This window comes from Hydrogenophaga sp. UC242_50, from assembly GCF_042697355.1.
Taxonomy (GTDB): Bacteria; Pseudomonadota; Gammaproteobacteria; order Burkholderiales; family Burkholderiaceae_C; genus Hydrogenophaga.
On sequence record NZ_CP170553.1, the window covers coordinates 1 to 25652 of the forward strand.

At 70.1% G+C, this 25652-nt stretch carries 17 protein-coding genes and 11 pseudogenes; 12 read left to right on the forward strand and 16 right to left on the reverse strand.

Annotated features, from left to right (window positions below):
• From ACFJGX_RS00005 to ACFJGX_RS00020, 4 genes and pseudogenes are all read left to right on the forward strand, one after another.
• Nucleotides 1-367 (forward strand): annotated as a pseudogene (locus ACFJGX_RS00005) (Bug family tripartite tricarboxylate transporter substrate binding protein); the annotation flags it as partial.
• Between the two features lie 24 nt (nt 368-391).
• On the forward strand, nt 392-1186 hold the full coding sequence (locus ACFJGX_RS00010) for an enoyl-CoA hydratase/isomerase family protein (RefSeq protein ID WP_382323155.1): 795 nt from the start codon (nt 392-394) through the stop codon (nt 1184-1186).
• Nucleotides 1183-3283, forward strand: a pseudogene (locus ACFJGX_RS00015) (acetate--CoA ligase family protein). Before ACFJGX_RS00010 ends, ACFJGX_RS00015 begins: the two are co-directional and overlap by 4 nt.
• Nucleotides 3273-4109 carry an alpha/beta fold hydrolase gene (locus ACFJGX_RS00020; RefSeq protein ID WP_382323154.1) on the forward strand — a complete coding sequence of 279 codons (837 nt, stop codon included), beginning with the start codon at nt 3273-3275 and terminating at the stop codon, nt 4107-4109. Before ACFJGX_RS00015 ends, ACFJGX_RS00020 begins: the two are co-directional and overlap by 11 nt.
• Here the strand turns inward: ACFJGX_RS00020 and ACFJGX_RS00025 are convergent.
• The 4 genes and pseudogenes from ACFJGX_RS00025 to pncB form a co-directional block, all read right to left on the reverse strand.
• Nucleotides 4075-5052: a D-2-hydroxyacid dehydrogenase family protein gene (locus ACFJGX_RS00025; protein WP_382323153.1), complete on the reverse strand. Its 978-nt coding sequence runs from the start codon at nt 5050-5052 to the stop codon at nt 4075-4077. The genes ACFJGX_RS00020 and ACFJGX_RS00025 overlap by 35 nt on opposite strands.
• Before the next feature lie 4 nt (nt 5053-5056).
• Nucleotides 5057-5632: a Bug family tripartite tricarboxylate transporter substrate binding protein gene (locus tag ACFJGX_RS00030; protein ID WP_382328829.1), complete on the reverse strand. Its 576-nt coding sequence runs from the start codon at nt 5630-5632 to the stop codon at nt 5057-5059.
• A 25-nt stretch (nt 5633-5657) separates the two neighbouring features.
• Nucleotides 5658-6053, reverse strand: a pseudogene (locus tag ACFJGX_RS00035) (Bug family tripartite tricarboxylate transporter substrate binding protein); the annotation flags it as partial.
• 116 nt (nt 6054-6169) lie between these two features.
• Nucleotides 6170-7365 (reverse strand): annotated as a pseudogene (gene pncB, locus ACFJGX_RS00040) (nicotinate phosphoribosyltransferase).
• 1005 nt (nt 7366-8370) lie between these two features.
• Here pncB and ACFJGX_RS00045 point away from each other — a divergent pair.
• The 3 genes and pseudogenes from ACFJGX_RS00045 to ACFJGX_RS00055 all read left to right on the forward strand — a co-directional run bounded on the left by ACFJGX_RS00045 (nt 8371) and on the right by ACFJGX_RS00055 (nt 10055).
• A complete protein-coding gene (locus tag ACFJGX_RS00045) occupies nt 8371-9021 on the forward strand; it encodes an NUDIX domain-containing protein (RefSeq protein WP_382323150.1) in 651 nt (216 codons plus the stop codon).
• An 85-nt stretch (nt 9022-9106) separates the two neighbouring features.
• A pseudogene (locus ACFJGX_RS00050) lies at nt 9107-9235 on the forward strand (FAA hydrolase family protein); the annotation flags it as partial.
• Between the two features lie 235 nt (nt 9236-9470).
• Nucleotides 9471-10055: a fumarylacetoacetate hydrolase family protein gene (locus ACFJGX_RS00055; RefSeq protein ID WP_382323148.1), complete on the forward strand. Its 585-nt coding sequence runs from the start codon at nt 9471-9473 to the stop codon at nt 10053-10055.
• A 95-nt stretch (nt 10056-10150) separates the two neighbouring features.
• Here the strand turns inward: ACFJGX_RS00055 and ACFJGX_RS00060 are convergent, their stop codons facing one another.
• The 4 genes from ACFJGX_RS00060 to ACFJGX_RS00075 all read right to left on the reverse strand — a co-directional run bounded on the left by ACFJGX_RS00060 (nt 10151) and on the right by ACFJGX_RS00075 (nt 13005).
• Nucleotides 10151-10708, reverse strand: a complete 558-nt coding sequence (locus tag ACFJGX_RS00060) for a YceI family protein (RefSeq protein WP_382323147.1) — start codon at nt 10706-10708, stop codon at nt 10151-10153.
• Nucleotides 10709-10724: 16 nt separating this feature from the next.
• On the reverse strand, nt 10725-11288 hold the full coding sequence (locus ACFJGX_RS00065; RefSeq protein ID WP_382327479.1) for a YceI family protein: 564 nt from the start codon (nt 11286-11288) through the stop codon (nt 10725-10727).
• Nucleotides 11285-11836: a cytochrome b gene (locus tag ACFJGX_RS00070; RefSeq protein WP_382323145.1), complete on the reverse strand. Its 552-nt coding sequence runs from the start codon at nt 11834-11836 to the stop codon at nt 11285-11287. The genes ACFJGX_RS00065 and ACFJGX_RS00070 overlap by 4 nt, the downstream gene beginning before the upstream one ends.
• Nucleotides 11837-11922: 86 nt before the next feature.
• Nucleotides 11923-13005: a substrate-binding domain-containing protein gene (locus ACFJGX_RS00075; protein WP_382323144.1), complete on the reverse strand. Its 1083-nt coding sequence runs from the start codon at nt 13003-13005 to the stop codon at nt 11923-11925.
• A gap of 132 nt (nt 13006-13137) precedes the next feature.
• Here ACFJGX_RS00075 and ACFJGX_RS00080 point away from each other — a divergent pair.
• A pseudogene (locus ACFJGX_RS00080) lies at nt 13138-15442 on the forward strand (FdhF/YdeP family oxidoreductase).
• Nucleotides 15443-15585: 143 nt separating this feature from the next.
• Nucleotides 15586-16503: a formate dehydrogenase accessory sulfurtransferase FdhD gene (gene fdhD, locus ACFJGX_RS00085; protein ID WP_382328831.1), complete on the forward strand. Its 918-nt coding sequence runs from the start codon at nt 15586-15588 to the stop codon at nt 16501-16503.
• Between the two features lie 12 nt (nt 16504-16515).
• Here fdhD and ACFJGX_RS00090 read toward each other — a convergent pair whose 3' ends face one another.
• From ACFJGX_RS00090 to wrbA, 3 genes and pseudogenes are all read right to left on the reverse strand, one after another.
• On the reverse strand, nt 16516-16977 hold the full coding sequence (locus ACFJGX_RS00090) for a carboxymuconolactone decarboxylase family protein (protein WP_382162147.1): 462 nt from the start codon (nt 16975-16977) through the stop codon (nt 16516-16518).
• A gap of 38 nt (nt 16978-17015) precedes the next feature.
• A complete protein-coding gene (locus tag ACFJGX_RS00095) occupies nt 17016-18188 on the reverse strand; it encodes a CynX/NimT family MFS transporter (protein WP_382323143.1) in 1173 nt (390 codons plus the stop codon).
• A pseudogene (gene wrbA, locus ACFJGX_RS00100) lies at nt 18185-18812 on the reverse strand (NAD(P)H:quinone oxidoreductase). Before wrbA ends, ACFJGX_RS00095 begins: the two are co-directional and overlap by 4 nt.
• A 101-nt stretch (nt 18813-18913) precedes the next feature.
• Here wrbA and ACFJGX_RS00105 point away from each other — a divergent pair.
• Nucleotides 18914-19873 carry a LysR family transcriptional regulator gene (locus ACFJGX_RS00105; RefSeq protein ID WP_382323141.1) on the forward strand — a complete coding sequence of 320 codons (960 nt, stop codon included), beginning with the start codon at nt 18914-18916 and terminating at the stop codon, nt 19871-19873.
• Between the two features lie 9 nt (nt 19874-19882).
• Here ACFJGX_RS00105 and ACFJGX_RS00110 read toward each other — a convergent pair.
• Nucleotides 19883-21140, reverse strand: a pseudogene (locus ACFJGX_RS00110) (MFS transporter).
• Between the two features lie 77 nt (nt 21141-21217).
• Here ACFJGX_RS00110 and ACFJGX_RS00115 point away from each other — a divergent pair.
• Nucleotides 21218-22299: pseudogene (locus ACFJGX_RS00115) on the forward strand (AraC family transcriptional regulator).
• Between the two features lie 29 nt (nt 22300-22328).
• On the opposite strand, the pseudogene ACFJGX_RS00120 reads toward ACFJGX_RS00115, so the two are convergent.
• A pseudogene (locus tag ACFJGX_RS00120) lies at nt 22329-23099 on the reverse strand (phenylacetate--CoA ligase family protein); the annotation flags it as partial.
• Between ACFJGX_RS00120 and ACFJGX_RS00125 the strand changes: the two are divergent.
• Nucleotides 23088-23867 (forward strand): annotated as a pseudogene (locus tag ACFJGX_RS00125) (transposase); the annotation flags it as partial. The pseudogenes ACFJGX_RS00120 and ACFJGX_RS00125 overlap by 12 nt on opposite strands.
• Nucleotides 23868-23983: 116 nt before the next feature.
• On the opposite strand, the gene ACFJGX_RS00130 reads toward ACFJGX_RS00125, so the two are convergent.
• The 3 genes from ACFJGX_RS00130 to ACFJGX_RS00140 are packed head-to-tail and all read right to left on the reverse strand — an operon-like array spanning nt 23984 to nt 25639.
• Nucleotides 23984-24106: a hypothetical protein gene (locus tag ACFJGX_RS00130; RefSeq protein ID WP_382323139.1), complete on the reverse strand. Its 123-nt coding sequence runs from the start codon at nt 24104-24106 to the stop codon at nt 23984-23986.
• Nucleotides 24093-24740, reverse strand: a complete 648-nt coding sequence (locus tag ACFJGX_RS00135; RefSeq protein ID WP_382323138.1) for an SDR family oxidoreductase — start codon at nt 24738-24740, stop codon at nt 24093-24095. Before ACFJGX_RS00135 ends, ACFJGX_RS00130 begins: the two co-directional genes overlap by 14 nt.
• Entirely contained in the window at nt 24737-25639 is a 903-nt protein-coding gene (locus tag ACFJGX_RS00140; RefSeq protein WP_382323137.1) for an SDR family NAD(P)-dependent oxidoreductase, read from the reverse strand. Before ACFJGX_RS00140 ends, ACFJGX_RS00135 begins: the two co-directional genes overlap by 4 nt.
• Nucleotides 25640-25652: the final 13 nt, after the last annotated feature.

Consider the following 25652-nt stretch of genomic DNA (forward strand, 5'->3'; position numbering starts at 1 on the left):
ATCTTCGGCACCGCCACCGCCGTGTCCTCGGGCCTGGAGAGCGGCAAGCTGCGCGCGCTGGGCGTGACCGGCGCCGAGCGCTCGGCGGTGCTCAAGAACGTGCCGGCCATCGCGGAGACCATTCCCGGCTACGTGATGGAGAGCTGGTACGGCCTGTACGCGCCCGCCGGCACGCCGCCCGACGTGATCGCCAAGCTCAACGCCGCCGCGAAGAAGGCCGCTGCGCACCGACGAGTTCCGCAAGAAGGTCGAGCAGGAAGGCCTGGTGATCAGCGCCGGGGCGCCGGCCGAGCTGGAGACCTATGTGCGCGCCGAAGAAGCGCGCTGGCGCAAGATCGTCAAAGAAAACAACATCACCTCGAACTGACCTCCCCTCTCTCTGGAACCCACCATGTCCACGCCTCCCCTGATCGATCTGCAGGTTGACACCGGCATCGCCACGCTCACGCTGAACCGGCCCGACAAACGCAACGCCATGAGCGACGCCATGCGCGCGGAGTTCATCCACGCGCTGGAGCAGGTCGCGGCCGACAAGGCCATCCGCGCGCTGGTGCTCACCGGCGCCGGCAAGGGCTTCTGCGCGGGCGGCGACGTGGCCGGCATGGAAAAGCGCATGAACGCCCCGGCTGGCGAGGTGGGTTTCAACGGCTGGCACCGGCAGCAGCGCGTGCACCACACGCAGATGCTGCTGCACACCATGCCCAAGCCGGTGATCGCGGCCGTGAACGGCGCGGCCTCCGGTCTGGGCGCCGACACCGCCCTCGCCTGCGATTTCGTCATCGCCAGCGAATGGGCCAGCTTCACTTGGTCGTACATCCACCGCGGCATCGTGCCCGACGGCGGCGGCATGTACTTCCTGCCGCGCCGCGTGGGCCTGTCCACCGCGAAGCAGCTGATCTTCACCGGCCGCAAGGTGGACGCCGACGAGGCGCTCTCGCTCGGCATCGTGGACCGCAAGACCTCGGCGGAGCGGCTGCTGGCCGACGCCCAGGCCTGGGCGCGCGAACTCAGCCAGGGTTCGGCCACCGCGCTCGCGCTGAGCAAGACCATCCTGAACCAGACCTTCGAGTTGCCGGCGCAGCAGGTCTTCGCCCAGGGCAGCCAGGCCCAGGGCATCTGCTACACCAGCACCGAGCACCGCGACTCGGTGATGGCCTTCCTGAACAAAGCCGCGCCCCAGGCATGAACCCCGTGACCCCCATCTCCCGGCTGCTGCAGCCGCGCAGCGTCGCCGTCATCGGCGCCTCGGCCGACGCGGGCAAAACCGCCGGCCGCCCGGTGGCCTACCTGCGCAAGCACGGCTTCACCGGCGACATCTACCCGATCAACCCGCGCGCCGAGCACATCGACGGCCTGCGCTGCTACCCCGACGTGGCCTCGCTGCCGGCCGTGCCCGACGTGGGCATCGTGCTGCTCGGCGCCGAGCGCGCGCACAAGGCCGTGTCGGACCTGTCCGCGCGCGGCACGGCCGCCGCCATCGTGCTGGCCAGCGGCTACACCGAGACCGGCGAAGAAGGCGCGCGCCGCCAGGCGCAGCTGCGCGAGGCCGCGGGCAGCATGCGCCTGCTCGGCCCGAACACCATCGGCCTGGTCAACCTCACCGACAACATCGTGCTCTCGGCCAGCGGCGCGCTGGAGATGGACCACTTCCCGGCGGGCCCGGTGGGCGTGGTCTCGCAAAGCGGCGGCATCCTGGGCGCGCTGCTCTCGCGCGCGGCGGCGCGCGGCATCGGCCTGTCCAAGCTGATCTCCACCAGCAACGAGGTGGACCTGGACCTCGCCGATTTCGTGGACCACCTGGCCGACGACGAGGCCACGCGGGTCATCGCGCTGTACGTGGAAAGCGTGCGCCACCCCGAACGCTTCCGCCAGGCCGCGCTGAAGGCCGCGCGCGCGGGCAAGCCGGTGGTGGCGTTCAAGATCGGCCGCTCCGAGGCCGGCGCCCAGGCAGCCGTCTCGCACACCGGCGCGCTCGCCGGCGCCGACCGCATGTACGACGCGCTGTTCAAGGAAGTGGGTGTGATCCGCGCGCAGACCTTCAGCGACCTGCTGGACATTCCGGTGGCGCTGTCCACCGGCCGCGTGCTGCGCGGCCCGCGCGCTGCGCATCCTCACCTCCACCGGCGGCGCCGGCACGCTGGTGTCGGACAGCTACGGCGTCTCCGGTCTCGAGACCCCACCGCCCGACGAGGCCACCGCCGCGAAACTGCGCGCGCTGCAGACCGGCGAGCAGGCCGCGCTGGACCGCAACCCGATCGACGTGACGCTGGCCGGCCTGCAGCCCGAGCTGCTGCGCGGCGCCATCCGCGCCCTGCTGGAGAGCCCGAGCTACGACGCGCTGACCATCATCGTGGGCTCGTCCAGCCTGGCCATGCCCGAGCTGATGGCCAATGCGATCCAGGACTGCCTGCCGCTGAGCGACAAACCCGTGATCGCCTACGTGAGCCCGCACGCGCCGCAGGTGGCCGCCTTGCTGACGCAGCGCGGCGTGCCGGCCTTCGCCGACGCCGAGAGCTGCAGCGTGGCCCTCAACAGCATGCTGCAGACCCGCCGCTGGAGCGAACACGCCGCCGCGCCGCTGGGCGCGCCGGTGGCGGTGCACGACATCGGCAGCGGCTCGCTGAACGAGGCCGAGTGCAAGCAGCTGTTCACGCGCTTCGGCATTCCCTGCACCACCGAGACCGTGGTGGGCAGCCCCGCCGAAGCCGAGCGGGCCGCGCGCGCGCTGGGCGAGCGCGTGGTGCTGAAGATCCTCACGGGCGAGATCACGCACAAGAGCGACGTGGGCGGCGTGGCCGTCAACGTCACGCCCGAACAGATCGGCGCGCGCCTGACCCGCATGGCCGACGAGGTGCGGGCCAAGGCCGGGGTGGCGCCCACGCGGTTCCTGGTGCAGGAGATGGTGTCGGGCGGCACCGAGCTCATCCTCGGCATGCACCGCGATGCGCTGGGCACGGCCATCCTGCTGGGCATGGGCGGCATCACCGCCGAGCTGTTCAAGGACACCACGCTGCGCATGCTGCCCCCACAAGGCGGCCTGAGCCGCGAGGTGGCGCACGGGATGCTGCGCGAGCTCCAGACCTGGCCCCTGCTCGACGGTTACCGGGGTCGGCCCAAGGCCGACGTCGAGGCCCTGGTCTCGGCCATCGTCGCGTTCTCGCAGATGACCGCGCAGCTCGGCGAGCGGCTGATCGAGGCCGAGATCAACCCGGTGTTCGTGCTGCCCGAAGGCCAGGGCGTGAAGGCCGCCGACGGCGTGGTGGTGCTCGCGCATGCGGACTGACCCGGCGCTGATCGACAGCTTGTCGGCGCGGGCCCGCACTGAGCGCGTGGCCTGGGCCGGCGGCCAGGTCTGCTGGCGCGGCTTCGGCAGCGGCAGCCCGGTGGTGCTGGTGCACGGCGGCCACGGCAGCTGGCTGCACTGGGTGCGCAACATCGAGGCTCTTGCCGCCGAGCACACCGTGTGGGCGGTGAACCTGCCCGGCTTCGGCGATTCGGATCCGCCCGAGGGCGAAGGCCTGGCCGCGCTGCTGGCCCCCACGCTGTCCACGCTGGACGCCCTGATCGGCCCCGGCACGCCGGTGCAGCTGGTGGGTTTTTCGTTCGGCGGCCTGGTCGCCGCGCACCTGGCCGCGCAGCGGCCCCAGGTGCGGCGCCTGGCCTTGCTGGGCACGGGCGGCCACCAGGGGCCGCGCCGCCCCAAGGGCGAGCTGGTCAACTGGAAACCGGCCTGGCGCGCGGGCGACGCGGCGGCGGTGGAACACGCCATGCGCCACAACCTCGCCATGCACATGCTCAGCGGGCCGGCCGACGGCATCGACCCGCTCGCGCTGCGCGTGCACACCGAGGCCTGCGTGCGCACACGGTTCCGCAGCAAGGAGATATCGCGCGCCGGCGGCCTCGCCGGCGTGTTGGCGGCCTATGCCGGGCCGACCCTGCTGGCCTGGGGCGAACACGATGTGACGGCCGAGCCGGCCACCGTCGCGTCCCTGTTGGCCGCCCCGTTGCCCGAGGCCCGCACCCGCATCGTGGACGGGGCCGGGCACTGGGTGCAGTACGAGCGGGCCGACGCGATCAACCCGCTGCTGCTGGGCTGGCTGCGGGACTGACCCCGTCGGTCAGGCGGCCTTGCGCATAGGCCAGGATGTTGTCGAAGGCGATGCCGAAGTAGCGCTCGTAGTTGTCCTTCTCCACGTAGCCGATGTGTGGCGTGCACAGCACGTTCGGCAGGCGCAGCAGGGGGTGGTTCGCGCCCAGCACCGGCTCTTCTTCGTAGACGTCGACCGCGGCGAAACCCGGCCGGCCTTGCGCCAGGGCATGCGCCAGCGCGCCGCGCGCGATCAGCTCGGCGCGGCTGGTGTTGACCAGCAGCGCCGTGGGCTTCATGCGCGCGAGGTCCTCGGCCGTCACGATGCCCACGGTGTCGGCGTAGAGCCGCACGTGCAGGCTGATCACATCGCTCTGCGCGAAGAAGGCTTCGCGCGAGGGCGCCACCTCGAAGCCGTCGGCGCGCGCGGCGGCGGTCGAGGTTTCGCGGCCCCACACCCAGACCTGCATGCCGAAGGCGCGGCCGTAGCCCGCCACCTGCCGGCCGATGCGGCCGTAGCTCCAGACGCCCAGGCGCTGGCCGCTGAGCTGCTGGCCCAGATGCCCTTGCCATTGCCCATCGCGCAACCGGTTGGCTTCGCTCACCAAGTGGCGCCGGCTGGCCAGCGCCAGGGTCCAGGCGATCTCGGCCGTGGCCGAGCCCGCGCCGCTGCCCTCGGCCACCCGCACGCCGCGCGCGGTGCACGCGGCCAGGTCCACATGGCCCGCGAGCTTGCCGGTCTGGCTGATCAGGCGCAGCCTGGGCAGGCGGTCGAGCAGGGCGGCGTCGATGCGCGTGCGCTCGCGCGTGAGCACGATGGCCTCGGCGTCGGCGAAGCGCGCCGCCAGGGCGTCCGTGCCCTTCACCGAGTCGTTGAAGATGCGCACCTCGTGGCCGGCGAGCTTGGCGAAACAGTCCAGGTGCCGCACGCAGTCCTGGTAGTCGTCGGGAATCGCAATGATCATGGACTTACTGCAGGGTGATCTGAAGCTGGTCGACGGTGCGCTTCCACATGGCAAGGTCCTTGCGCACGATCTCGGTGTAGTCCTCGGGCGGCATGCCGCCGGCCTCGATGCCGTAGTTCTGGAACAGCTCGCGGATCTCGGTCGATGCCAGCGCCTTCTTCACCTCGGTGTAGAGCGCCTGCACGATGGGCGCGGGCGTGCCGCTGCGCGCGAACAGGCCGTACCAGCCGTGCACGTTGAAGCCGGGGTAGCCCTGCTCGGCCACGGTGGGCACGTCGGGCAGGCCGGCGAAGCGGTTGGCCGGGGCCACGGCCAGCGCGCGCAGCTTGCCGGTCTTGATCTGCGCCAGCGCCGAACTCATGTCGAGGAACATGAACTGGATCTGGCCGCCCAGCAGGTCCTGCACCGCCGGGGCCGCGCCGCGGTAGGGCACGTGCGTGACCTTGATGTCGGCGCGCTGCGCGAACAGCGCGGCGCCGAGGTGGGCCGAGGTGCCGTTGCCCGAGGAGCCGTAGTTGACGCTGCCCGGCGCGGCCTTGGCGATGGCCCACCAGGGCCTGCAGGTCCTTGGCCGGGAAATCGGGCCGCACCACCAGCGCGTGCGGGATGTAGCCCACCACCGTCAGCGGCGCGAAGTCGCGCAGCGTGTCGAACGGGTAGTTGGGCATGAGCGCGGGGTTGGTCACCGCGAGGATGGACGGAAACACCAGCGTGTAGCCGTCGGCCGGGCCGCGCGCCACCTCGCCCATGGCGATCACGCCACCGCCACCGGGCTTGTTCTCGACGATCACCGGCTGCCCCAGCGAGGTCGAGAGGTTCTTGCCGACGGCGCGCGCCATCAGGTCGGTCGGGCCGCCGGCCGCGAACGGCACCAGGATGCGGATCGGCTTGTTCGGGAAAGCCTGTGACTGCGCCAGCGCGGGTGCCGCGAACGGCAGGACCAGGCTGGCGCCGAGCGCGGCGTTGAAGCGGCGGCGCGACAAGGGGGGTTGGGTGGTCATCGGTCGGTGTCTCCAGGTCTAGGTATGGGAAGGCGGCACGGCGTGGCCGTGGCACCTCCGCGCAGCTTAGGTCGCCTGATCGCACCGCGCACCACCCCAATTCCAAGGAGTGGAATTCAGGGGTATGCCGCGATGCGGAACACCTGCCGCAGGTAGGCGAGGAAGGTCTCGTCGTCGCAGAGGGTCTTGCCCGGCGAGTCCGAGAGCTTGGCAACGGGCTGCCCGTTGCAGCTCACCAGCTTCATCACGATGTTCAGGGTCGGCAGGCCCATGTCGTTGGTGAGGTTGGTGCCGATGCCGAAGCCGGTCTGGATGCGGTCGGCGAAGTGCTCGTAGAGGCCGATCGCGGTCGGCAGGTCCAGGCCGTCGGAGAACACCAGCCGCTTGGTGTGCGCATTGATCTTCAGGCGCTCGTAATGCGCCAGCGCCTTCTCGCCCCAGGCCACCGGATCGCCCGAGTCGTGGCGCAGGCCGTCGAAGAGCTTGGCGAAGTAGAGGTCGAAGTCGGCGAGGAAGGCGTCCATGCCCACCACATCGGTCAGGGCCACGCCAAGGTCGCCGCGGTACTCCTGCACCCAGGCCTCCAGCGCCGCCTTCTGAAAGCCCTTGAGCTGCACGCCCACGGCCTGGAAGGTCTGCAGGTACTCGTGCGCCATGGTGCCGATCGGCACCAGGCCGTACTTCTTCGCCAGGTACACGTTGGAGGTGCCCTTGAAGAACTCGGGCACCTCTTTCGCGAACGTGCGCCACCACCTCTTCCTGCCAGGCGGCCGAGAAGCGGCGGCGCACGCCGAAGTCGAAGAACTCGAACGGGTTCTGGCGCCGGGCGCCGACGGTGCGCAGCAGGGCGATCTTCTCGCGCAGGCGCCGGCGGCCTTCGCTCAGCACCTCGGGCGCTGCGCAGGCGCCGGAAGTAGATCTCGTTGACGATGGCCAGCACGAAGATCTCGAAGAACATCACGTGGATCTGAGGCCCCTGGGCCACGATGACCAGGTGATCGCTCTCGGCGGCCACGGTCACGTAGCGGTGCTGGAGCTGGAAGATGCGCAGGAAGTCGATGAAGTCGGACTTCATGTAGCGCAGGCCGCCCAGGTACTGCAGCTCCTCTTCGGTGAAGCGCAGGGTGCACAGGTGCGCCAGCTGGCGCTCGACCTCCTCCCGGATCTCACTCAAGGGGTAGCCGGGTTCGTTGCGGCACACGAAGCGGTACTCCGCCTGGTTGGCCGGCATCGAGTGCAGCATGGGCTGCAGCATCGTGAACTTGTAAAGGTCGGTGCCCAGCAGCGAGGTCACGACGGGCGAGAAGTTCATGGTGCTTTCCTTGTCTTGGTCTGAAGTCAGCAAATCCGCGCGGCGAACTCGTCCACGCCCAGCACCAGGCTGCCGGCGGCCCGCGCGCGCTCGAAAAGGCCGTCCGCCAGTGTCTCGAAGCCGGGCACCGGGCTCATGCAGTCGCGCAGCAACACCACCTGGGGCGCGAAAGCCGGCGCGCTGGCGAGGAAGCGCATGAACTGGTCGTAGCTGGCGGCCACGCAGTGGCTCGACGCCTGCCCCGCGAACGCGACGAAGTCGGCCCCACCTGCGCACCGAGGCGGCCAGCGCGCGGTTGAACTGGGTGCCCGGCACCGAGGCCACCGGGGCGTCGGCCTCGAAGACGCCGAAATGCTCGGTCAGCGGGTACTCGCCCTTGAGCACCTTGGCCACCGCGCGCTGGTGGGCCATCTCCCAGGCGGCGAGGCTGTCGGCGAGGTCGCTCTGGATGTTGTGGCCCCAGGTGGCCGTGACGCAGTGCACCGGCCACACCACCATGCCGGCCTTGCCCGCGGCGGCCAGTTGATTCAGCATGGCCATCACCTGGCCGGTGAGGCGGGCATCGCGCGGCCGGTGCTCGCCGGCCGCCACGCTCGCGGCCGTGATGAAGGTGAACGGCGCCACGGCCTCACCCTCGCGCGTCAGCCAGAAGCTGGTGCGCTCGACCGCGACGCTGGCGTGCGAATCCAGCGTCACCGTGATGTCGCTGAGGCGAGCCGACTGAGCGTCGATGAAGCGGGCCAGGCGGCGCAGGTCGTCACGGGCGCCGGCCACCGGGAGCGCCGCGCCCTCGATGTCGCAGAAGTCGTTCTGGGGATCAATGATCAGGAGCTTGGTTCGCATGTCCATCCGTCCTTGGTGGGTGTCGATGGCCCCAGTATACCTACTTTGATTTTTTTTGCATCTTAGTCTTTCTGATTCAGGACATTTGCCGATGAATGGATCCATACACCTATTCGGTGCGTTCTGAATCTAAGCAGTAGAATCCGGAAAAAATTCCCCACCATGGCCATCATCCTCACCGTCGACGCCGTGCTCCTGACCCTGGTCCAGGGCGAGCTGGAAGTCGCCCTGTTCAAGCGCGACGCCGAGCCCTTCAAGGGGCTCTGGGCCCTGCCCGGGGGCTACGTGCACGAGGACAAGGACGACCACGCCGGCGCGGCGGCGGCGCGCGTGCTCAAGCGCAAGGCGGGTGTCGTGAGCCCCTACCTCGAAGAGTACGGCACCTTCTCCGGCCCCGGCCGCGATCCACGGGGCTGGTCGCTCACCGTCGTCTACTACGCCCTGGTGCCGCCCAGCGTGCTGGGCGACACGGTCCAGCGGTTCCCGGTGGGCAGGCTGCCCGCCCTGCCCTTCGACCATGCGCAGATCATCGCCGGCGTGGTGGCGCGCGTGCGCAACAAGGCGGCCTACTCGTCGCTGCCGGCGTTCCTCTGCGGCGATCAATTCACCGTGCCCGAACTCCACGCGGTGTACGAGGCGGTGCTGGCGCAGCCCTTGAACCTGCCCAACTTCCGGCGCAAGCTCGATGACCTGGGCATCCTGGAAGAAGTGCCCGGCGCGACCAAGCTCGGCGGCCGCAACCGCCCGGCCCAGCTGTACCGGCTCAAGAAACAATTCCGTTCCGCGCTGAGCGTGCGCGAGCGCGGCCTCTGACACCGACCACCACCACCCCATGACCCCAAGTCCCCTGCACCTGCGACTCGCCACCCGCCACAACGGCACCCGAGACGGTGAACTCATGCTGGTCAGCCCGTCCGGCCAACAGTGGGTGCCCGCCGGCCGCGACCTGCCCACGCTGCAGGCCCTGCTGGACGTCTGGGATGCCCAGGCCCCGGGCCTGGAGCAGCGCCGCCTCGCCCTGGAAGCCGAGGGCTGGCGCGGTGCCGAGCGCATCGACCCGACCCATTGCATGGCGCCATTGCCCCGGGCCTACCAGTGGGCCGACGCCTCCGTCTACCGCAACCACGCGCGCCTGATCTACCAATGGCGCAAGGAGCCCATCCCGCCGCGTTACGACATCGAACCCCTGGTGTACCAGGGCGGTTCGGACGTGATGCTCGGCCCCGTGGAGCCCATCGTGCGCCACCGATGCCGCCCACCTGGTGGACCTGGAGGCCGAGGTCGCGGTGATCACGAAGGATGTGCCCATGGGCACCACCGCCGAACAGGCCGCCGATCGCATCGCGCTGGTGGTGCTGCTCAACGACGTGTCGCTGCGCGGCCTGATCCCGGGCGAACTCGCGAAGGGCTTCGGCTTCTACCAGAGCAAGCCGGCCACCAGCTTCGCCCCCATCGCGGTCACCCCCGCCGCGCTGGGCGAGGCCTGGAAGGACCACATGTTCGACGGGCGCGTGCGCATCGAGCTCAATGGCGAGCGCTTTGGCGAGCCCCATGCCAACAGCGAGGTGGTGTTCAACTTCGCGCAGATCATCGCCCACCTGGCGCGCACCCGCAGCCTGGTGGCGGGCAGCATCGTGGGCGCGGGCACGGTCAGCAACGCCGACCCCGATTCGGGCAGCGCCTGCATCACCGAAGCCCGCGTGCGCGCGCAGCTGCAAGGCGAGCCCGAGGACCGGCTGCCGCCCTACCTTCAGCACGGCGACCGCGTGCGCATCCTGGCCGGCGGCCCGCAGGGCGAGGCCTTGTTCGGGGCCATCGACCAGGTGGTGGAGATCCGTTCGCGCTGACTCACAGCGCTTCGAGGCGCTTCGCGGTGTCCCGCATGTGGGCCAGGTAACGGTCCTTCATTTCCCGCACCGTCGTGAGGGCCGACCCCGGTCCGTCACTGCTTGATCCCTTCGACCTGCAGCACCAGCCTCACACTGTCGGGAAAGCGCGGGATGCCGAACTCGATGCCCCAGGCGCTGCGGTTGATGGTGGCCTCGAAATCGCCGCCGCAGACCTCGCGCTTGAGCATGCCGTTCATGTAGCAGGTGAAGCGCAAGGCCTTGAGCTTGACGGGATGGGTCTTGCCCACCAGGGTGAGCTGGCCGTTGACTTCCACCACCTTGTCGCCGTTGAAGACGAACTGGTCCGCCACGAAGCGGGCCGTCGGGTGCTGCTCCACATCGAAGAAGTCCTTGGACTGCAGCTGCTTGTTGAACGGGGCCACGCCGGTGTTGATCGAGCTCATGTCCAGCGTCAGGCTGACGCTGCCCGTCTTGCCCTGCGGATCGAACTCGACGACCCCCTCCTTCTTGTCGAAGCGGCCGCGGTTGGTCGAGATGATGTGGTCGATCTCGAACATGACGTGGGTGTGCAGCGGATCGAGCTGGTAGGTGGCCGATTGGGCCGACGCGCAGGCCGATGCGGCGAGCAGCAGAGACAACAGTTTCTTCATGGTGGTTACCGGAGGGTTAAAGCGCCGCCATGCCGGACAGCGCGAGTTTGAAATTCACCTGCACTTCGTTGGCGACCAGGGAGGTGTCCGACCAGTCCCCATCGCCGACTTTGAATTCGAGCCGCTTGACCGTGAAGGCGCCGGTGGCGATGGTCATGGCGCCGCTTCGCGCCAGCGCCACCGGGATGCGCACGGCCCTGGCCGTTCCCTTGATGCTCAGCTGGCCGGCCAGTTCGTACCGGCCCGGGCCCACGGCCTGGACTGCCACGGAATCCAGGCTGGCCTGCGGAAACTTCGCGGCGTGCAGCCAGTCGCTCTTGACCGCCTCGGCGTCGGTCTCCGCCGAACCGAAGCGCGCGCTGCCGGTGTCGATGCGCAGCGCGACCTTGCCGGCCTCGGGTTTCTTGGGGTCGAAGTGGACTTGGCCGCTGAACTTCGTGAAGCGCCCCGCCACGGGCACGCCCATCTGGCGGAAGGTGAAGGCGATCTCGCTCTGCGCCGGCTCCAGGGTCTGGGCCATCGCCACACTGGCGCCCGACAGGACGAAGGCGGCGATGCCGATGCGAAGGCGGTTGTTCATGCCTGGTTCTTTCCAGCCGTTCGCGGAAGCATGCGCGACAGCAGGCCGTCCTTGTGAATGAATTGGTGTTGCACCACGGCCGCCAGGTGCAGCGCGATGGCCGCCCCGAGCGCCAGCGCCAGGCCGGCGTGAACGGACTTCAAGTCCTCCGCCAGCGCCTTGTCGGGCGCCACCAGATCGGGCAGGGGCAGGACGCCGAACACGACCACGGGAAACCCGGACGCGGAGCTGTAGACCCAGCCCGCCAGCGGCTCGGCGAAGAACAGCGCGTACATCAGGCCGTGCGAGCAATGGGCGGCACGGCGCTGCCAGGGTGGCATGGGCAGGTCCGCCGGCGGGCGGTGCGTGGCGCGCCACGCCAGGCGGACGACGGAGAGCACCAGGATGGTGATGCCCAGCCACTTGTGCCAGTTGTAGAGCTTGAGCCGGGCCGGCGACATCGGCAGGCCGGTCATGTAAACGCCCAGGGCGATGGCCGCCAGGATCAGCAGCGCAGCCAGCCAGTGAATCGCGATCGCGGTCGAAGAGTATTTGAGGTTCGGCGTCATCGGGTGCATCCCATGGGCCGATCCTAGGTCGGGGTGTCGATACGTTCAAATACTCGTTTTGTATTCCCAGCAATACCTTTCGCGTATCAACCAGAGGGCAGTACGAACCGGTACGCATCCTGGAACGGCATCGCCCGGCCCAGGTCGGCCGGGTCGTAACCCGGCAACTGCGCGAGCGTGGCCCGAAAGCCGGGGTCGCGCAGGGCGGACAGCACCGCCTGCATCGCGGGCGCGGTCATCACGTCGTCGCGGCACAGCAGGAAATAGCGCTCGGTGGCGATGGGCACGAAGTCGAGCTTGAAGTGCCGCGCCGGGGGTTCGAGCCCGAAGCCCACATCGGCCATGCCGCTGGCCACATAGGCGGCGACGGCGGCGTGCGTGTACTCGCCCTGCTCGAAACCGGCAATGCGTGTGGGGGCGATGCCCTGCGCCTTGAGCAAACCCTCCAGCAGCAGGCGCGTGCCCGATCCGGGCTGGCGGTTGATGAAGCGCACGGGGGCGCGCGTGAGGTCGGCCAGCGCGTAGAGCTCGCGCGGGTTGCCGGGCCGCACCATCAGGCCCTGGCGGCGCGTGGCGATGTCCACCAGCGTGAGGTCCAGGCCTTGCAGCCAGGGCTGGTAGTGCGCCAGCGCCATGGCCTCCATCGGCCCGATGGGCAGGTGAAAACCGGCCACGTCGCACGCGCCTTCGCGCAGCGCGGCGGCCGCCGCGGCACTGCTCGCATACGAGAAGCTGAGCTTCAGGCCGTCCTGCGCCAGCCGGTCGATCAGCCGCTCGATGGCAAAGCCGTGGCTGGCCTGGATGCGCAAGGCCGCGGGCGCTTCGCTCAGGGCGCCGCGCAGTTCCTCGGCGAGTTCGGAAGACAGCGTCTCCAGCGCGGGCCGCAGCCGGGCGTGGATGCGCTTGTCGGCCCAGACGATGCGCGCGCCCAGCTCGGTCAGCGTCGAGCCCTTGCCGCGCTCCATCACGAGCAAGGGGGTCCCGAACTGCTGTTCGCCTTCGCGCACCACGTCCCACGCGCGGCGGTAGGACATGCCCAGCCCGCGCGCGGCGTTCAGCAGGCTGCCCTGCTCGGCCACGAGCACCAGCAACTCGATCAGGCGCGCCGGCAGGGGCGGGCCATCGGGCTCCTGGATGGTCCAGACGGGGCGGATGGAGACCTGTTTCATGCGCTTATGTGAGGCGGTGCTTATGCAGCGGGCTGCCGGTGCATCGGACCGAAAGCTTCATATTGATGGCGAACGGAAATCACGGGACGATGCCGGACAGGCCAGGACGCCTGCATTCTCACCGAGACCCTGATGAATCCACAGAAGATCGAGTTCTACACCGGCCCCGCCGGCGGCTGGGGCGCCTTGAACAGCGTGAAGAACGCGCTGCTGCGGCAGGACATTCCCCTCAAGGGCGCCAAGACCCTGCTGTCGGCCAACCAGCCCGACGGTTTCGACTGCCCGGGCTGCGCCTGGCCGGACCGCCACCACGCATCCACCTTCGAGTTCTGCGAGAACGGCGTGAAGGCCGTGGCGGCCGAGGCCACCGCGCGCCGCGCCGGGCCCGAGCTGTTCGAGCGCCACACCGTGAGCGAGCTCGCGCGGCAGAGCGACTTCTGGCTGGAAGACCAGGGCCGGTTGACGCACCCGATGGTCTACGACGGCGTGCTCGACCGGTACCGCCCCATTGGCTGGGACGCCGCCTTCGCCCTCATCGCGAGCCACCTCAATGCCCTGCCCGACCCCAACCAGGCCATGTTCTACACCTCGGGCCGCGCCAGCAACGAGGCGGCCTTCCTGTACCAGCTGTTCGTGCGCGAGTACGGCACCAACAATTTTCCCGACTGCTCGAACATGTGCCACGAGCCCAGCGGCAACGGCATGCGCCCGCAGATCGGCGTGGGCAAGGGCACGGTGACGCTGGACGACTTCGAACTCGCCGACGCGATCTTCATCTTCGGCCAGAACCCCGGCACCAACCACCCGCGCATGCTGGGCGAACTGCGCGCCGCCTCGAAGCGCGGCGCGCGCATCGTCAGCTTCAACCCCTTGCGCGAACGCGGCCTGGAGCGCTTCCAGGACCCGCAGAGCAAGATGGAGATGGCGACGCTGGGCTCCACGCCGATCAGCTCGCACTACTTCCAGCTGCGCGGCGGTGGTGACCTGGCGGCCGTGAAAGGCATGATGAAGCGCCTGCTGGAGCGGCACGACGCGGGCGAGCAGGCCTTGCTCGACCACGCCTTCATCGCCGAACACACCGTGGGTTTCCAGGCCCTGGCCGACGACCTGCGCGCCGAGTCCTGGGACCTGATCACCGAGGAGTGTGGCCTCACGCGCGAACAGATCCACACCGCCGCCGACCTCTACGCCGGGGCGAAGAACACCGTCGTCTGCTGGGGCATGGGCATCACGCAGCACCAGCACGCGGTGGCGACCATCCAGATGCTGGTGAACCTGCTCCTGATGCGCGGCAACATCGGCCGGCCCGGTGCCGGTGCCTGCCCGGTGCGCGGCCACAGCAACGTGCAGGGCGACCGCACCATGGGCATCTGGGAGAAGCCGCCGGCCGCGCTGCTGGACCGGCTGCGGCAGGTGTTCGGCTTCGAGCCGCCTCGACAGAACGGCGTGGACACGGTGGAGGCCATCCAGCTGATGCGCGAGGGCAAGGGCAAGGTGTTCTTCGCGCTGGGCGGCAACTTCGCCGCCGCCACGCCCGACACCCACGAGACCTGGAAGGCGCTGCGCCAGTGCGACCTCACGGTGCACGCTGCGCACCAAGCTCAACCGCAGCCACGTGGTGCACGGCCGCGAGGCGCTGATCCTGCCCTGCCTGGGGCGCACCGAGATCGACGTGCAGGCCACGGGCCCGCAGGGCGTGACGGTGGAGGACTCCATGAGCATGGTGCACCTCTCGCTGGGCATCAACCCGCCGGCCTCGGAACACCTGCTGTCCGAGCCGGCCATCGTCGCGCGCCTGGCCGCGGCCACGCTGGGCCGGCGCAGCCGCACCGCCTGGCTGTGGCTGATCGAGGACTACGCCCGCATCCGCGACCAGATCGAAGCCGTGTTCGACGACTTCAAGGACTTCAACGCCCGCGTCGCCGTGCCCGGCGGCTTTCGCCTGCGCAACACCGCCAGCGAGCGCGTGTGGGACACCCCGGCGCGGAAGGCCACGTTCTTCCCGCACCCGGTGCCGCGCGACACGCCGGTGCACCGCGCGCGCCGGTCCATGCAGGCCCGCCAGCGCGACACCCTCGTGTTCTCGCTGCTCACCACGCGCTCGCACGACCAGTACAACACCACCATCTACGGCATGGACGACCGCTACCGCGGCGTGTTCGGCCAGCGCCGCGTGGTCTTCATCCACGCCGAGGACCTGCGCGCCCTGGGCCTGGCCGATGGCGACTGGGTGGACCTCCACACCGTGTGGGACGACGACCAGCACCGCCGCGCCGACCGCTTCCGCCTGGTGGCCTACGACATTCCGCGCGGCTGCCTGGCCGCCTACTACCCCGAGACCAACCCGCTGGTGCCGCTGTCGGCCACCGCGATCGCGGCGGGCACGCCCACCTCGAAGGCGATTCCGGTGCGCCTGACGCCCCACCTCGAGCCATGAACGGCACCACCACGCTCACCCCGCTGGCCGAAGCCATCCTGCGCGAGCTGGCCAGCACACCCGAGGCCAACGGCATGTCGCTGCCGCGCCTGGGCAAGCGCCTGGGTCAGGGCGTCAGCGTGCTCATGCGCCAGCTCACGCTGATGGGCCACGCGGTCATCGGCGGCGTGCACGGGCCCGGCTGGGTGCGCGTGGAACAGGTCGACGACCGCTGGGTGGCGCACCTCACGGCGGCCGGGCGCTCGCTGGCCGCGACGCCCCAACGCCCGCCGGCCGGCGTGCGGGCCAGCGAGGTGCAGGTGCGCCGCGACGGACTGGCCAGCCTGGCCACCGACTGGGTGGCCGACGAAGTGGCCGTGGCGCTGGTGTTCAACGGCATCTCGCATGCCGTGATGATGGCCACGCCGGCCGACCTGGAAGACTTCGCGCTGGGCTTCGCCCTCACCGAAGGCCTGTTGCTCGACCCCGGCGAGCTGCGCGGGGTGGACGTGGTGGACACGCCCGATGGCATCGAGGTGCAGTTGGAGGTGCGCAGCGCCTGCGAGTGGCGGCTGCGCGAACGCCGGCGCAGCATGGCCGGGCGCACGGGTTGTGGCCTGTGCGGCACGGACTCCCTCGCCGCCGTGCGGCAGCGGCCGCCGGCCGTGCCCGCCTTGGGCATCGCGCCCGCCGCCGTGGCCTCGGCCCTCCAGGCCCTGCCCGCCCACCAGCCCCGGCAGCAGCTCACCGGCGCCACGCACGCGGCGGCGCTCTGCCGGATCGACGATGGCGGCGTGGTGCTGGTGCGCGAGGACGTGGGGCGGCACAACGCGCTGGACAAGCTGATCGGCGCGGCGCGGCGGGCAGGCTTCGACCCTTCGCGGCACTTCGTCGCGCTCACCAGCCGGGCCAGTTTCGAGATGGTGCAGAAGACCGCGCGCGCGGGCATCTCGGTGCTGGCCGCCGTCTCCGCGCCCACGGCCATGGCGATCGACGTGGCGAACGAGGCCGGTCTGCTGTTGATCGGCTTTGCCCGGGGCGACGGCATGGTGGCGTACACCTTCGCGGACCGACTGGGCTGAGCCCGCCCGGCCTCAAGCGGCCGCAAACGGGGTGTCGGGCACGGGGGTGTGGAAGCTGGCGTTGAGCACGTTCCACGCCCGGATGGCGCCGACGGCGAACGTCAGCTCCGCGATCGCGCCGTCGCTGAAGTGCCGCCGCAGGTCTTCGAAGTCGGCATCGCTCGGCGCCCGTTGTGGCAAGGCGTTCACCGCCTCGGCCCACTGGAGCGCGGCGCGCTCGGCGTCGCTGAAGAAGCGCGGCGCCTCGCGCCAACCCGCCACGGCGTTGATGTGCCGTGGCTCCATGCCCTGCTTCACCAGGTCGGCCCAGTGCATGTCGATGCAGAACGCGCAGCCATTGATCTGGCTGATGCGCAGGTTCACCAGCTCCTTCAGCCGTTTGTCCAGCGTGGCGCCGGCCACGTGTGAAAGCTGGGCCAGCGCCTTGGCGGCTTTGGGCGCCAGCGTGAAGTAGTCAAGTCGGGGAGAGGACATCGTGAGCTCCTGGGTTGAAAAAGGGGATCCTTGTCTTGCTAGACGGGCCTCGGCGCCGTTTTGTGACAGACGGTCCAGGCCATCGCCAGTGCCGCGGCCCCCACCCAGGCCGCGGCGGCCGGCCAGCCGTGGCGGTCCACCGCGCTGCCGACCAGCACCGGCCCGAGCGCCTGGCCGAGGTTGCTGCCCTGCATGAGCAGCCCCACCACCAGGGCCGCCTGCGCGGGTGTGGACGTGACCCGCGGTACCGCGGACAGCAGGCTGGCCGGGACCAGGCCGCCCACCGCGGAGAACACCAGGCACAGGGCCAAGGCCATGCCCGGACCCAGCACAGGCAGAAAGATGCCCAGGCCACAGAGACCCATCGTGATCGCCGCGCAGGCGCCCAGCACCTCACGGCCCACCTTGCCCAGCAGGACCCCCGCGCACAGGTTGCCCACGATGTTGGCCGCACAGGCCACCGCGGCGAGCAGCCCGACGGCACCGGCGCCCACCTGCAGGCGCTGCTGCAGCAGCACGGGCAGAAAGCTGAAGAGCGCGAAGAACATCAGGCTGTAGAGCAGGAACGTGGCGGCCATCGCCAGGGGTTCGGAGCGCCAGACCTCGGCCAGGCGGGCCGGGTCGTCCGCGCGGGCAGGCCGTGGACCACGCGGCACCATGCCCACCACCAGAACCGCGAGCAGACCGGCCGCCAGCGCGGCGGTCACCCACAGGCTGCGCCAGTCGCCGAACCACGGCCCGGTGAGCATCGCCAGCGCCATGCCGGCTGGCATGAAGCAACTCCACAAGACCAAGGCGGTGGCCTGATCGGCCGCGCGCACCCGGCGCGCCAGCACCGTGGGCCCGGCCACCGTGATCAGCAGAAACCCCAGCCCCTCCACCACGCGCGACGCCAGCAGCACACCGAAGCGGTCGCTCGGCACCGCCATCGCCGCCCCCAGTGCCGTGGCCAACAGCCCGAGGACCAGCATGCGGTGGTCGCCGGCACGGGCCACCACGGAGCCCGCCACCACGCCACCCAGCGCGCCCAACACGGCGAAGGTGGCACCGAGGGCGCCCAGCAGGCCCAGGCTGAGGCCCAGATCGGCCTGAAGCTGGGGGGCCGCGATGGCGACCTTGCCCAGGTGAAAGGCCGAGACCACCCCGGCGGCCACCACCACCCCCACGGCCCGCCAGTCGGTGCGGGCCGGGTTCGCAGAGGAGCCGCTCACGCCACCGCCATCGGCTGCGACAGCGCGAGCGCCCGCGCCACCCGCGCCACATGGGCCCCCTGGTAGCGGGCCGCTTCGATTTCATTCAGGCTGGGCTGGCGGTCGCCGCCCGACCCGTCATCGGCCAAGGTGGCCGAGCCGTATGGCGAGCCGCCGGTGATCTCGTCCATGCGCATCTGGCCCTTGAAGCTGTAGGGCAGGCCCACCACCACCATGCCCAGGTGCATCAGCACGATGTGCGTCGAGAGGATGGTCGACTCCTGCCCGCCGTGCTGGCTGCCCGTGGAGGTGAAGACGCTGCCCACCTTGCCCACCAGCGCATCCCGGGCCCACAGGCCACCGGCCTGATCGAGAAAGTTCTTCATCTGCGCGGCCATGTTGCCAAAGCGGGTGGGCGTGCCCAACACGATGGCGTCGTACGCCGCGAGCTCCTCCACGGTGCGCCACCGGCACGTCTGGCGCCAGCTGGTAACCGGCTTTGCGGGCCACGGCGTCCGGCACCAGTTCGGGCACGCGCTTGACCACGGCCTGCGCGCCCGCCGTGCGCGCGCCCTCGGCCACGGCGCTGGCCATGGTCGCGATGTGGCCGTAGGAAGAGTAATAGAGCACCAGCACCTGGGTCATGACGTGAACACCTCTCATGTGGGAATGGGAGAAGTATCGGCAGCCACATTGATCTGCGGAAGGCCTAAAATTTTGAGCTTCCTGATCTACGGAATCGATCAATGCTGGACGCCCTCACCCTCGATCAGATTCGCATGTTCGTGACCGTGGCCGAGGCCGGCAGCTTTCGGGCCGGGGCCACGCGCCTGCGGCGCGCGCAGTCGGCCGTGAGCCACGCGATCGCCAACCTCGAACACCAGCTCGACGTGAGCCTGTTCGATCGCAGCGGCCACCGGCCCGCACTCACGCCGGCCGGCCTGGCCTTGCTGGAAGACGCGCACGCCGTGCTGCTCAAGGTGGATTTCATGCGGGCGCGCGCGCGCGGCCTGGGCGAGGGCGTGGAGATCGAGCTCTCGCTGATGGTGGACACGCTCTACCCGCTGCCCGTGGTGGCCGCCGCGCTCAAGGCGGTGCGCGAGACCTGGCCGTCGGTTCGGCTGCGCCTGGCGGTCGCGCCACTGGGCGGTCCGCTGCAAGCGCTGCGCGAGCGGCAGTGCGACCTGGCCATCATGGCCGGCGAAGACTTTCTCGATCCGCGCATCGAGACCGAGGCGCTGCAACGCGTGCCCATCGTGGCGGTGGCCGCCGCCAGCCATGCGCTGGCGCGGCGCCGCAAGGCGCTCACCAGCGTCGAGCTGGCCGACCACGTGCAGATCGTGCTGGAGGATCCCACGCCGCTGTCCGAGGGACGCGACTTCGGTGTGCTGTCGCCCCAGACGCTGCGCGTGGGCACGCAGGACGCCAAGCGGGCCCTGATCCTGGGCGGGGTGGGCTGGGGCCGCCTGCCGCGGTGGGTGATCGAGCGCGAACTGGCCGAGAAGCAGCTGGTGCCCTTGGCCGCCACGGCGCTCGGTCCGCTGGGCGTGGCGCACACGCAGACCTACCTGGCCCGCCGCACCGACCGCGCCCTCGGTGTGGCCGCGACGGCCCTGCGCCTCGCCTTGCACCAGCACGCGTCGCCGCCGCAGGCGCGCCAGCGGCGCGTGCGCAGTGCCGCGGGTTCAGGCCCGACGACGCCCTGACACCCTGGTTCAGTGATGAACCGGCACCGGCTGGGCACCGGCCCGTTGGCCCTGCGGCCGGGGACCGTGGCGCAAGGTCAGCAAGGTGCCCAGCACGATGGCGACCAGCGCGAAGGCCGGCGCGCCGAGCGCGCCCACGTGATCGACCAGCAGCCCGCCACCCACCGCGCCGCTGGCGATGGCGATCTGGAACGCCGCCACCATCAGGCCGCCCGCGCCTTCGGCGTGGTCGGGCGCGGCCCGCACCACCCAGGTCTGGAAACCGACCGGGAACGCGCCGAACGCAAAACCCCAGAGCGCCACCGCCACGGCGGTCACCAGCGCCGACGAACCCGCCAGCAACAGGCTGCCCGCCATGAGGACGACCAGCGTGCCACCCGCCACGATGGCGCGGCGCTCGCTGCGCTCGGCCAGGTAGCCGCCCGCCAGGTTGCCGAAGAAACCCCCGATGCCGTAGCCCAGCAGCACCACCGAGATCGCCTGGACGGACAGGTGGGTGACGTTTTCCATCAGCGGCCGGATGTAGGTGAAGCCCGCGAAATGGCCCGAGATCACCAGCAGCACCGCCAGCAGGGCCATGCGCACCTGCGGCCGCAGCAGCAACTGGCCCAGCACGCGCAGACTGGCGTGGTCGCGCGGCGGCAGCGCGGGCAGCGTGATGGCCTGCGCGACCAGCGTCACCACGCTGACCACGCCCGCGGCGACGAAGGCGCTGCGCCATCCCCACAGATCACCCATCCAGGCGCCGATGGGGGCGGCGCACACCGCTGCGCACCGACACCCCCGTGAGGATCAGCGACATGGCGCGGGCGAACCGGTCCGCGGGCACCAGCCGCAGGGCCAGCGCGCCCGCCAGGGCCCAGAAGCCGCCCAGCGCCACGCCCAGCAACACGCGGGCCACCAGCAGCACGGGCAGCGAGGTGGCCGTCGCGGCCATCAGGTTGGAGACGACCAGCAGCAGGCTCAGCGCCAGCATCACCCACTTGCGGTCCAGCCGCCGCGTCAGCAGCGGAAAGGCGGGGGCGGCGACCGCGCCCACCAGCGCCGTCGCCGTGACCGTCTGGCCCGCGGCGCCGTTGCTGATGCCCAGGTCCGTGGCCATGGCCGTCAACAGGCTGGCCGGCAGGAATTCGGCGGTCACCAGGCCAAAAACGCCCAGCGCCAGCGAGCCGACGGCGGCCCAGTGGGGCGAATCCGCGTTCGCTGGCGGCGGCGGTGCGGCCACGGCTTGGGAGGGATCGATGCAGGTGGAGCAGGAGGAGGACATGAATGGAACAGGGGGAAGCCAGCAAGACCGCCAGCTTAGGGATAAGATGCCGGCGTTTCCATGTGGGAAAAGCCGAAATGCTTGACTATTCCTCCGAATCTCCCGCCCTGCTCGAGGGGAGCGCCGCCCGTGGCGCGGCGGACGCGCCACCCCGCCCGGCCGACCTGCTGAGCCGCATCCTGCTGGGCTTGCGGCTCGACGGCGTCGAATACGGCCGTTGCGTGATGCAGCCGCCCTGGGCCGTGGCCTACCCCGCGCGGCCGGAGGCCCGTTTCCATTTCGTGGCGCGCGGCGGCTGCTGGCTCTGGCTGCCCGGTCACGACTGGGTGCGGCTGGACGCCGGCGACGCGGTGCTGCTGCCGCGGGGCAGCTTTCACATCCTGGCCAGCGCGCCCGACGTGCCGTGCGTGGACATCGAATCCCTCTCGCGCACCCCGGTGGCGGACAACATCTACCTCATCGGCGGCGCGCCGCAGCCCGCGTCCATGGCCTCATCGCCCCCAACGCCGGACGAAGGGCCTCCAGGCGCGCCGAACGACATCGTCTTCTGCGGCGCCATGCGCTTCAACCTCGATCCCCTGCACCCCCTGCTGGCGATGATGCCGGACGCGATGCGCGCCAACGAACTGGCCAACGCGAGACCCCTCCGTGCCCGCGTTGCTCGAAGCGATGGAGCGCGAGGTCGCGCTGGATCGCATCGGCGCCTGCGGCATGCTCGCGCGCCTGGCCGATGTGCTGGCCGCCTGCATCATCCGCGCCTGGGGTCGAGTGCGCCTGCAGCGACGCCAGTGGCTGGATCGCGGCGGTGCAGTGCCCCCGCATCGGCAAGGTGATCGCCGCGATCCACACCGAGCCCGAACGCGATTGGACGGTGCCGGCGCTGGCGGACCTGATGGGCGCCTCGCGCTCCAGCTTCGCCGAGTTGTTCACGCGCACCTTGGGCGAGAGCCCGGCGCGGTACGTGACCCGCGTGCGGATGTTCCAGGCGCGCCGCTGGATCGAGCGAGAAGGCATGCGCGTGGCCGTGGCCGCCACCCGCCTGGGTTACGACTCGGAGGCCTCGTTCAGCCGCGCGTTCAAAAGGGTCATCGGGCATCCACCCGGTGCCTTGCGGCACAAGCGGGCCGCCGCGGATCGGCGGGAGGCGCGCCAGCCCTGAAAGGGGGATCGCGTGCGCCCTCTTGCGCCTCAGGCGCAGCAGCGGCTGTCCTCGATGGTCTTGCCGTCGTTGGGCAGGGAGCCCGGCTGGACGAGCTCGACCTGGGCGCGCAGCTTGGTGACCTCGCGCACGGCGGCCTCGATCTGCTGCCGCAGGCCGCTGTCGGTCTCGCTGGCCTCCACGCGCAGGCACATCTGGTCGTTGGCCATCTCGCCGCTGACCACCAGGCGGGCCTTCTTCACCTGCGGGAAGCGCCGCGCGATGTCGGCCACCTGGGCCGGGTGCACGAACATGCCGCGCACCTTGGTGGTCTGGTCGGCGCGGCCCATCCAGCCCTTGATGCGCGGCGCGGTGCGCCCGGTGGGGCAGGCGCCGGGCAGGATGGCCGAGAGGTCGCCGGTGCCGAAGCGGATCAGCGGGTAGGCCGGGTTGAGGGTGGTGACCACCAGCTCGCCCACCTCGCCCTCGGGCACGGGTTCTCCGGTGCCCGGGCGCACGATCTCGACGATCACGCCCTCGTCCACCACCAGGCCCTCGCGCGCGCTCGTCTCGTAGGCCACCAGGCCCAGGTCGGCGGTGGCGTAGCTCTGGTAGACCGCCACGCCGCGCTCGGCGAACCAGTCGCGCAGGCTGGGCGGCAATGCCTCGCCGCCCACCACGGCCTTGCGCATGCTGCCGATGTCGATGCCCTCGGCCTGGGCCTTCTCCACCAGGATGCGCAGGAAGCTGGGCGTGCCGGTGTAGGCCTCGGGCTGCAGTTCGGTGATGGCCTGCAGCTGCTGTTCGGTCTGGCCGGTGCCGGCGGTCGAGCGGTCCAGCTCTACATCAAGCTGGACAAGCGCATCAGGGCAACCATCCGTCAACTCGGTTACCCAACCAAGAATGCCCTGAAGAGCTGGCACCGTGAGTACGAACGACGTTCGGCTCTGCCTGAGGGCTATGCGGGCCGGCCTCCCAAGTACTCGCAGGATCAGAAGCAGGCGGCTATTGCGCACTACCTTGCGCATGACCGCTGCATAGCTGCAACGATGAGGGCATTGGGATACCCAGGCCGGGGTACGTTGACCGCCTGGATTCGCGACGCACTTCCTGAGAGCTGGAGAGTCGCCGTTGGCACCGCCGGCCGGCGAAGATATTCCGAGACATTGAAACAGGCGGGCGTCATGGAGCTCTGCACGCGGCAGGAAGGTGCGCAAGCCGTGGCAGAAAAACTGGGCGTATGCAGGCCGACGCTGTACAACTGGAAGAACCAGCTACTCGGCCGCGAGGCGCCCGCATCCATGAAACGCCAGAACCACCCACCACCATCACCTGAGCGAGCGGAGCTGGAGCAACAGCTCGAATCCCTGCAACGCGACATCCGCCAACTGCAGCTCGAACGCGATCTCGTGCAGAAGGCCAATGAACTGCTAAAAAAAGGCCTGGGCGTCGATCTGCATCTCCTGACCAACCGGGAGAAGACATTGCTGGTTGACGCCCTCAAGGTGCTCTATGCCCTGCCAGAGCTCCTGACACAGTTGGATCTTGCGCGAAGCTCGTACTTCTACCACCGAGCCCGTGCGCAGGTGTGCTTCGACGCATCGTTACTATTGAATCCGACGATGGTACCCGTTTCGCCCTGGGTGAGCCGTTGCCCGAGACGCGGCAGCGCCTATGCGAGCTGGACCACCCGGCAGCCCACCCCTCACAGATCGTTGATGTACATCCGGTTCCAGGTCGGGCTGATGACGATCTGGTTGATGCACACCCCGGCAGGAAGCTCGGCCAGGAACCGGACGGTGTGCCCCACGTCGTCAGGTTGCAGCATGCGCGCCCGTTCGTCCGCGGTGGGCGGCGTCGGCCGCGTGTCCAGAATGGGCGTGCGCAACCTCGGCAGGGCACAGGCTGCAGGCGCGGATGCCGTGCACCCCGTCTTCCATGTTGATGGTCTCGGTCATCGCGACCACGGCGTGCTTGCTCCCGTTGTAGGCCGGCCCGGTGAGCTTGGGATGGTGGACGCCGGCCCACGATGAGACGTTGATGACCCACCCACTGCGGCGCGCGCGCATCGCGGGCAGCACGGCGCGCGTGGTGTAGAAGATGCTGTCCATGTTGGTCGCGACGACCTGGCGCCAGCCCTGGGCAGACTGGTCGCGCCAGAACCGCTCGGGGGTGTTGGTGCCCGCGCAGTTCACCAGCACGTCCAGGCGCTCACCGTGCCGCTGCAGCAGCTGCGCGGCCGTGTCTGCCACGGCATCGGCATCGGTCACGTCCAGCACCGCGATGTCGGTCGCACCGCCCGCCGCGCGGATCTGCGCAGCCGCTGCCTCCAGGGGATCGGGGCGCCGACCGGACAGCACCACCTTGGCACCGGCAGCGGCCAGCGCCCGGGCCGCCGCCAGCCCGATGCCCGAGCCCGCACCGGTGACCCAGGCCACTTGCCCTTGCAGCGCGCCGCTCATGCCGCGCCCTCCACGGTGGAGCCGCCCTTGCTGAGTTCGTGCACGTACTGCTCCCAGCCCGAAGCTGGCACCCGCTCGCCGTCGCGGCCACAGACGTCGGCGAGGCGTGAGCGCAGCTGTTCTGCCACCCCGGGCTGGTCACCGAGGTGGATGCCCTCCGTCATCGTGATGTGCGCGGCCTCGAAACTGCCCGCGCCGGCCAGCAGGATCGTTCGGGTAGGTGCGTCTTCGCAGACCAGGGGGATCAGCGCCGGGCTGACGCTTTCCGGCGTGAGCCGGGCCAGCGCTTCGGGAGGCAAGATGCCATGCGTCATGCCGGTCGCGGCGGAGGGGGCGAGGCAGTTGACGCGGATGTTGCGTTTGTCGCCTTCCAGCGCCAGCGTCTGCATGAGGCCGACCAGCGCCATCTTGGCGGCACCGTAGTTGGCCTGACCGAAACTGCCGTAGAGGCCCGACGACGATGTCGTCATCACGATGCGGCCGTACTGTTGTTCCTGCATCTGCGCCCACACCGCCTTGGTGGCATTCACGGCCCCCATGACGTGCACCTCCAGCACTAGGCGGAAATCCTCCAGCGGCATCTTCGCGAAGGTCCTGTCGCGCAGGATGCCCGCGTTGTTGATGATGATGTCGATGCGGCCCCAGGCGTTCATGGCCAGCTCGGCCATGTCTTGCATGTGGCCGGCCCGCGTGACGTCGCCCAGGTGCATCCGGGCGTCACCGCCGTGGGCGCGGATGTCGGCCACCACGGCCTGCGCGCGGGCGCCGCCGTCGGCGCCCTCCAGGTCGTTGACGATCACGCGCGCGCCGTGGCGCGCGAGTTCCAGGGCATGGGCACGGCCCAGCCCCTGCCCGGCACCGGTGACGATGGCGACGCGGTTTTCAAGAAGTTTTTTCATGGTGTGTGTCGGT

Excerpts from the sequence above, each read along its gene's own strand:
- ACFJGX_RS00010 (WP_382323155.1), top strand. The coding sequence starts at position 392 with ATGTCCACGCCTCCCCTGATCGATCTGCAGGTTGACACCGGCATCGCC.
- ACFJGX_RS00020 (WP_382323154.1), top strand. The coding sequence starts at position 3,273 with ATGCGGACTGACCCGGCGCTGATCGACAGCTTGTCGGCGCGGGCCCGC.
- ACFJGX_RS00025 (WP_382323153.1), bottom strand. The coding sequence starts at position 5,052 with ATGATCATTGCGATTCCCGACGACTACCAGGACTGCGTGCGGCACCTG.
- ACFJGX_RS00045 (WP_382323150.1), top strand. The coding sequence starts at position 8,371 with ATGGCCATCATCCTCACCGTCGACGCCGTGCTCCTGACCCTGGTCCAG.
- ACFJGX_RS00060 (WP_382323147.1), bottom strand. The coding sequence starts at position 10,708 with ATGAAGAAACTGTTGTCTCTGCTGCTCGCCGCATCGGCCTGCGCGTCG.
- ACFJGX_RS00065 (WP_382327479.1), bottom strand. The coding sequence starts at position 11,288 with ATGAACAACCGCCTTCGCATCGGCATCGCCGCCTTCGTCCTGTCGGGC.
- ACFJGX_RS00070 (WP_382323145.1), bottom strand. The coding sequence starts at position 11,836 with ATGACGCCGAACCTCAAATACTCTTCGACCGCGATCGCGATTCACTGG.
- ACFJGX_RS00075 (WP_382323144.1), bottom strand. The coding sequence starts at position 13,005 with ATGAAACAGGTCTCCATCCGCCCCGTCTGGACCATCCAGGAGCCCGAT.
- fdhD (WP_382328831.1), top strand. The coding sequence starts at position 15,586 with ATGGGCCACGCGGTCATCGGCGGCGTGCACGGGCCCGGCTGGGTGCGC.
- ACFJGX_RS00090 (WP_382162147.1), bottom strand. The coding sequence starts at position 16,977 with ATGTCCTCTCCCCGACTTGACTACTTCACGCTGGCGCCCAAAGCCGCC.
- ACFJGX_RS00105 (WP_382323141.1), top strand. The coding sequence starts at position 18,914 with ATGCTGGACGCCCTCACCCTCGATCAGATTCGCATGTTCGTGACCGTG.
- ACFJGX_RS00130 (WP_382323139.1), bottom strand. The coding sequence starts at position 24,106 with ATGCTGCAACCTGACGACGTGGGGCACACCGTCCGGTTCCTGGCCGAG.
- ACFJGX_RS00135 (WP_382323138.1), bottom strand. The coding sequence starts at position 24,740 with ATGAGCGGCGCGCTGCAAGGGCAAGTGGCCTGGGTCACCGGTGCGGGC.
- ACFJGX_RS00140 (WP_382323137.1), bottom strand. The coding sequence starts at position 25,639 with ATGAAAAAACTTCTTGAAAACCGCGTCGCCATCGTCACCGGTGCCGGG.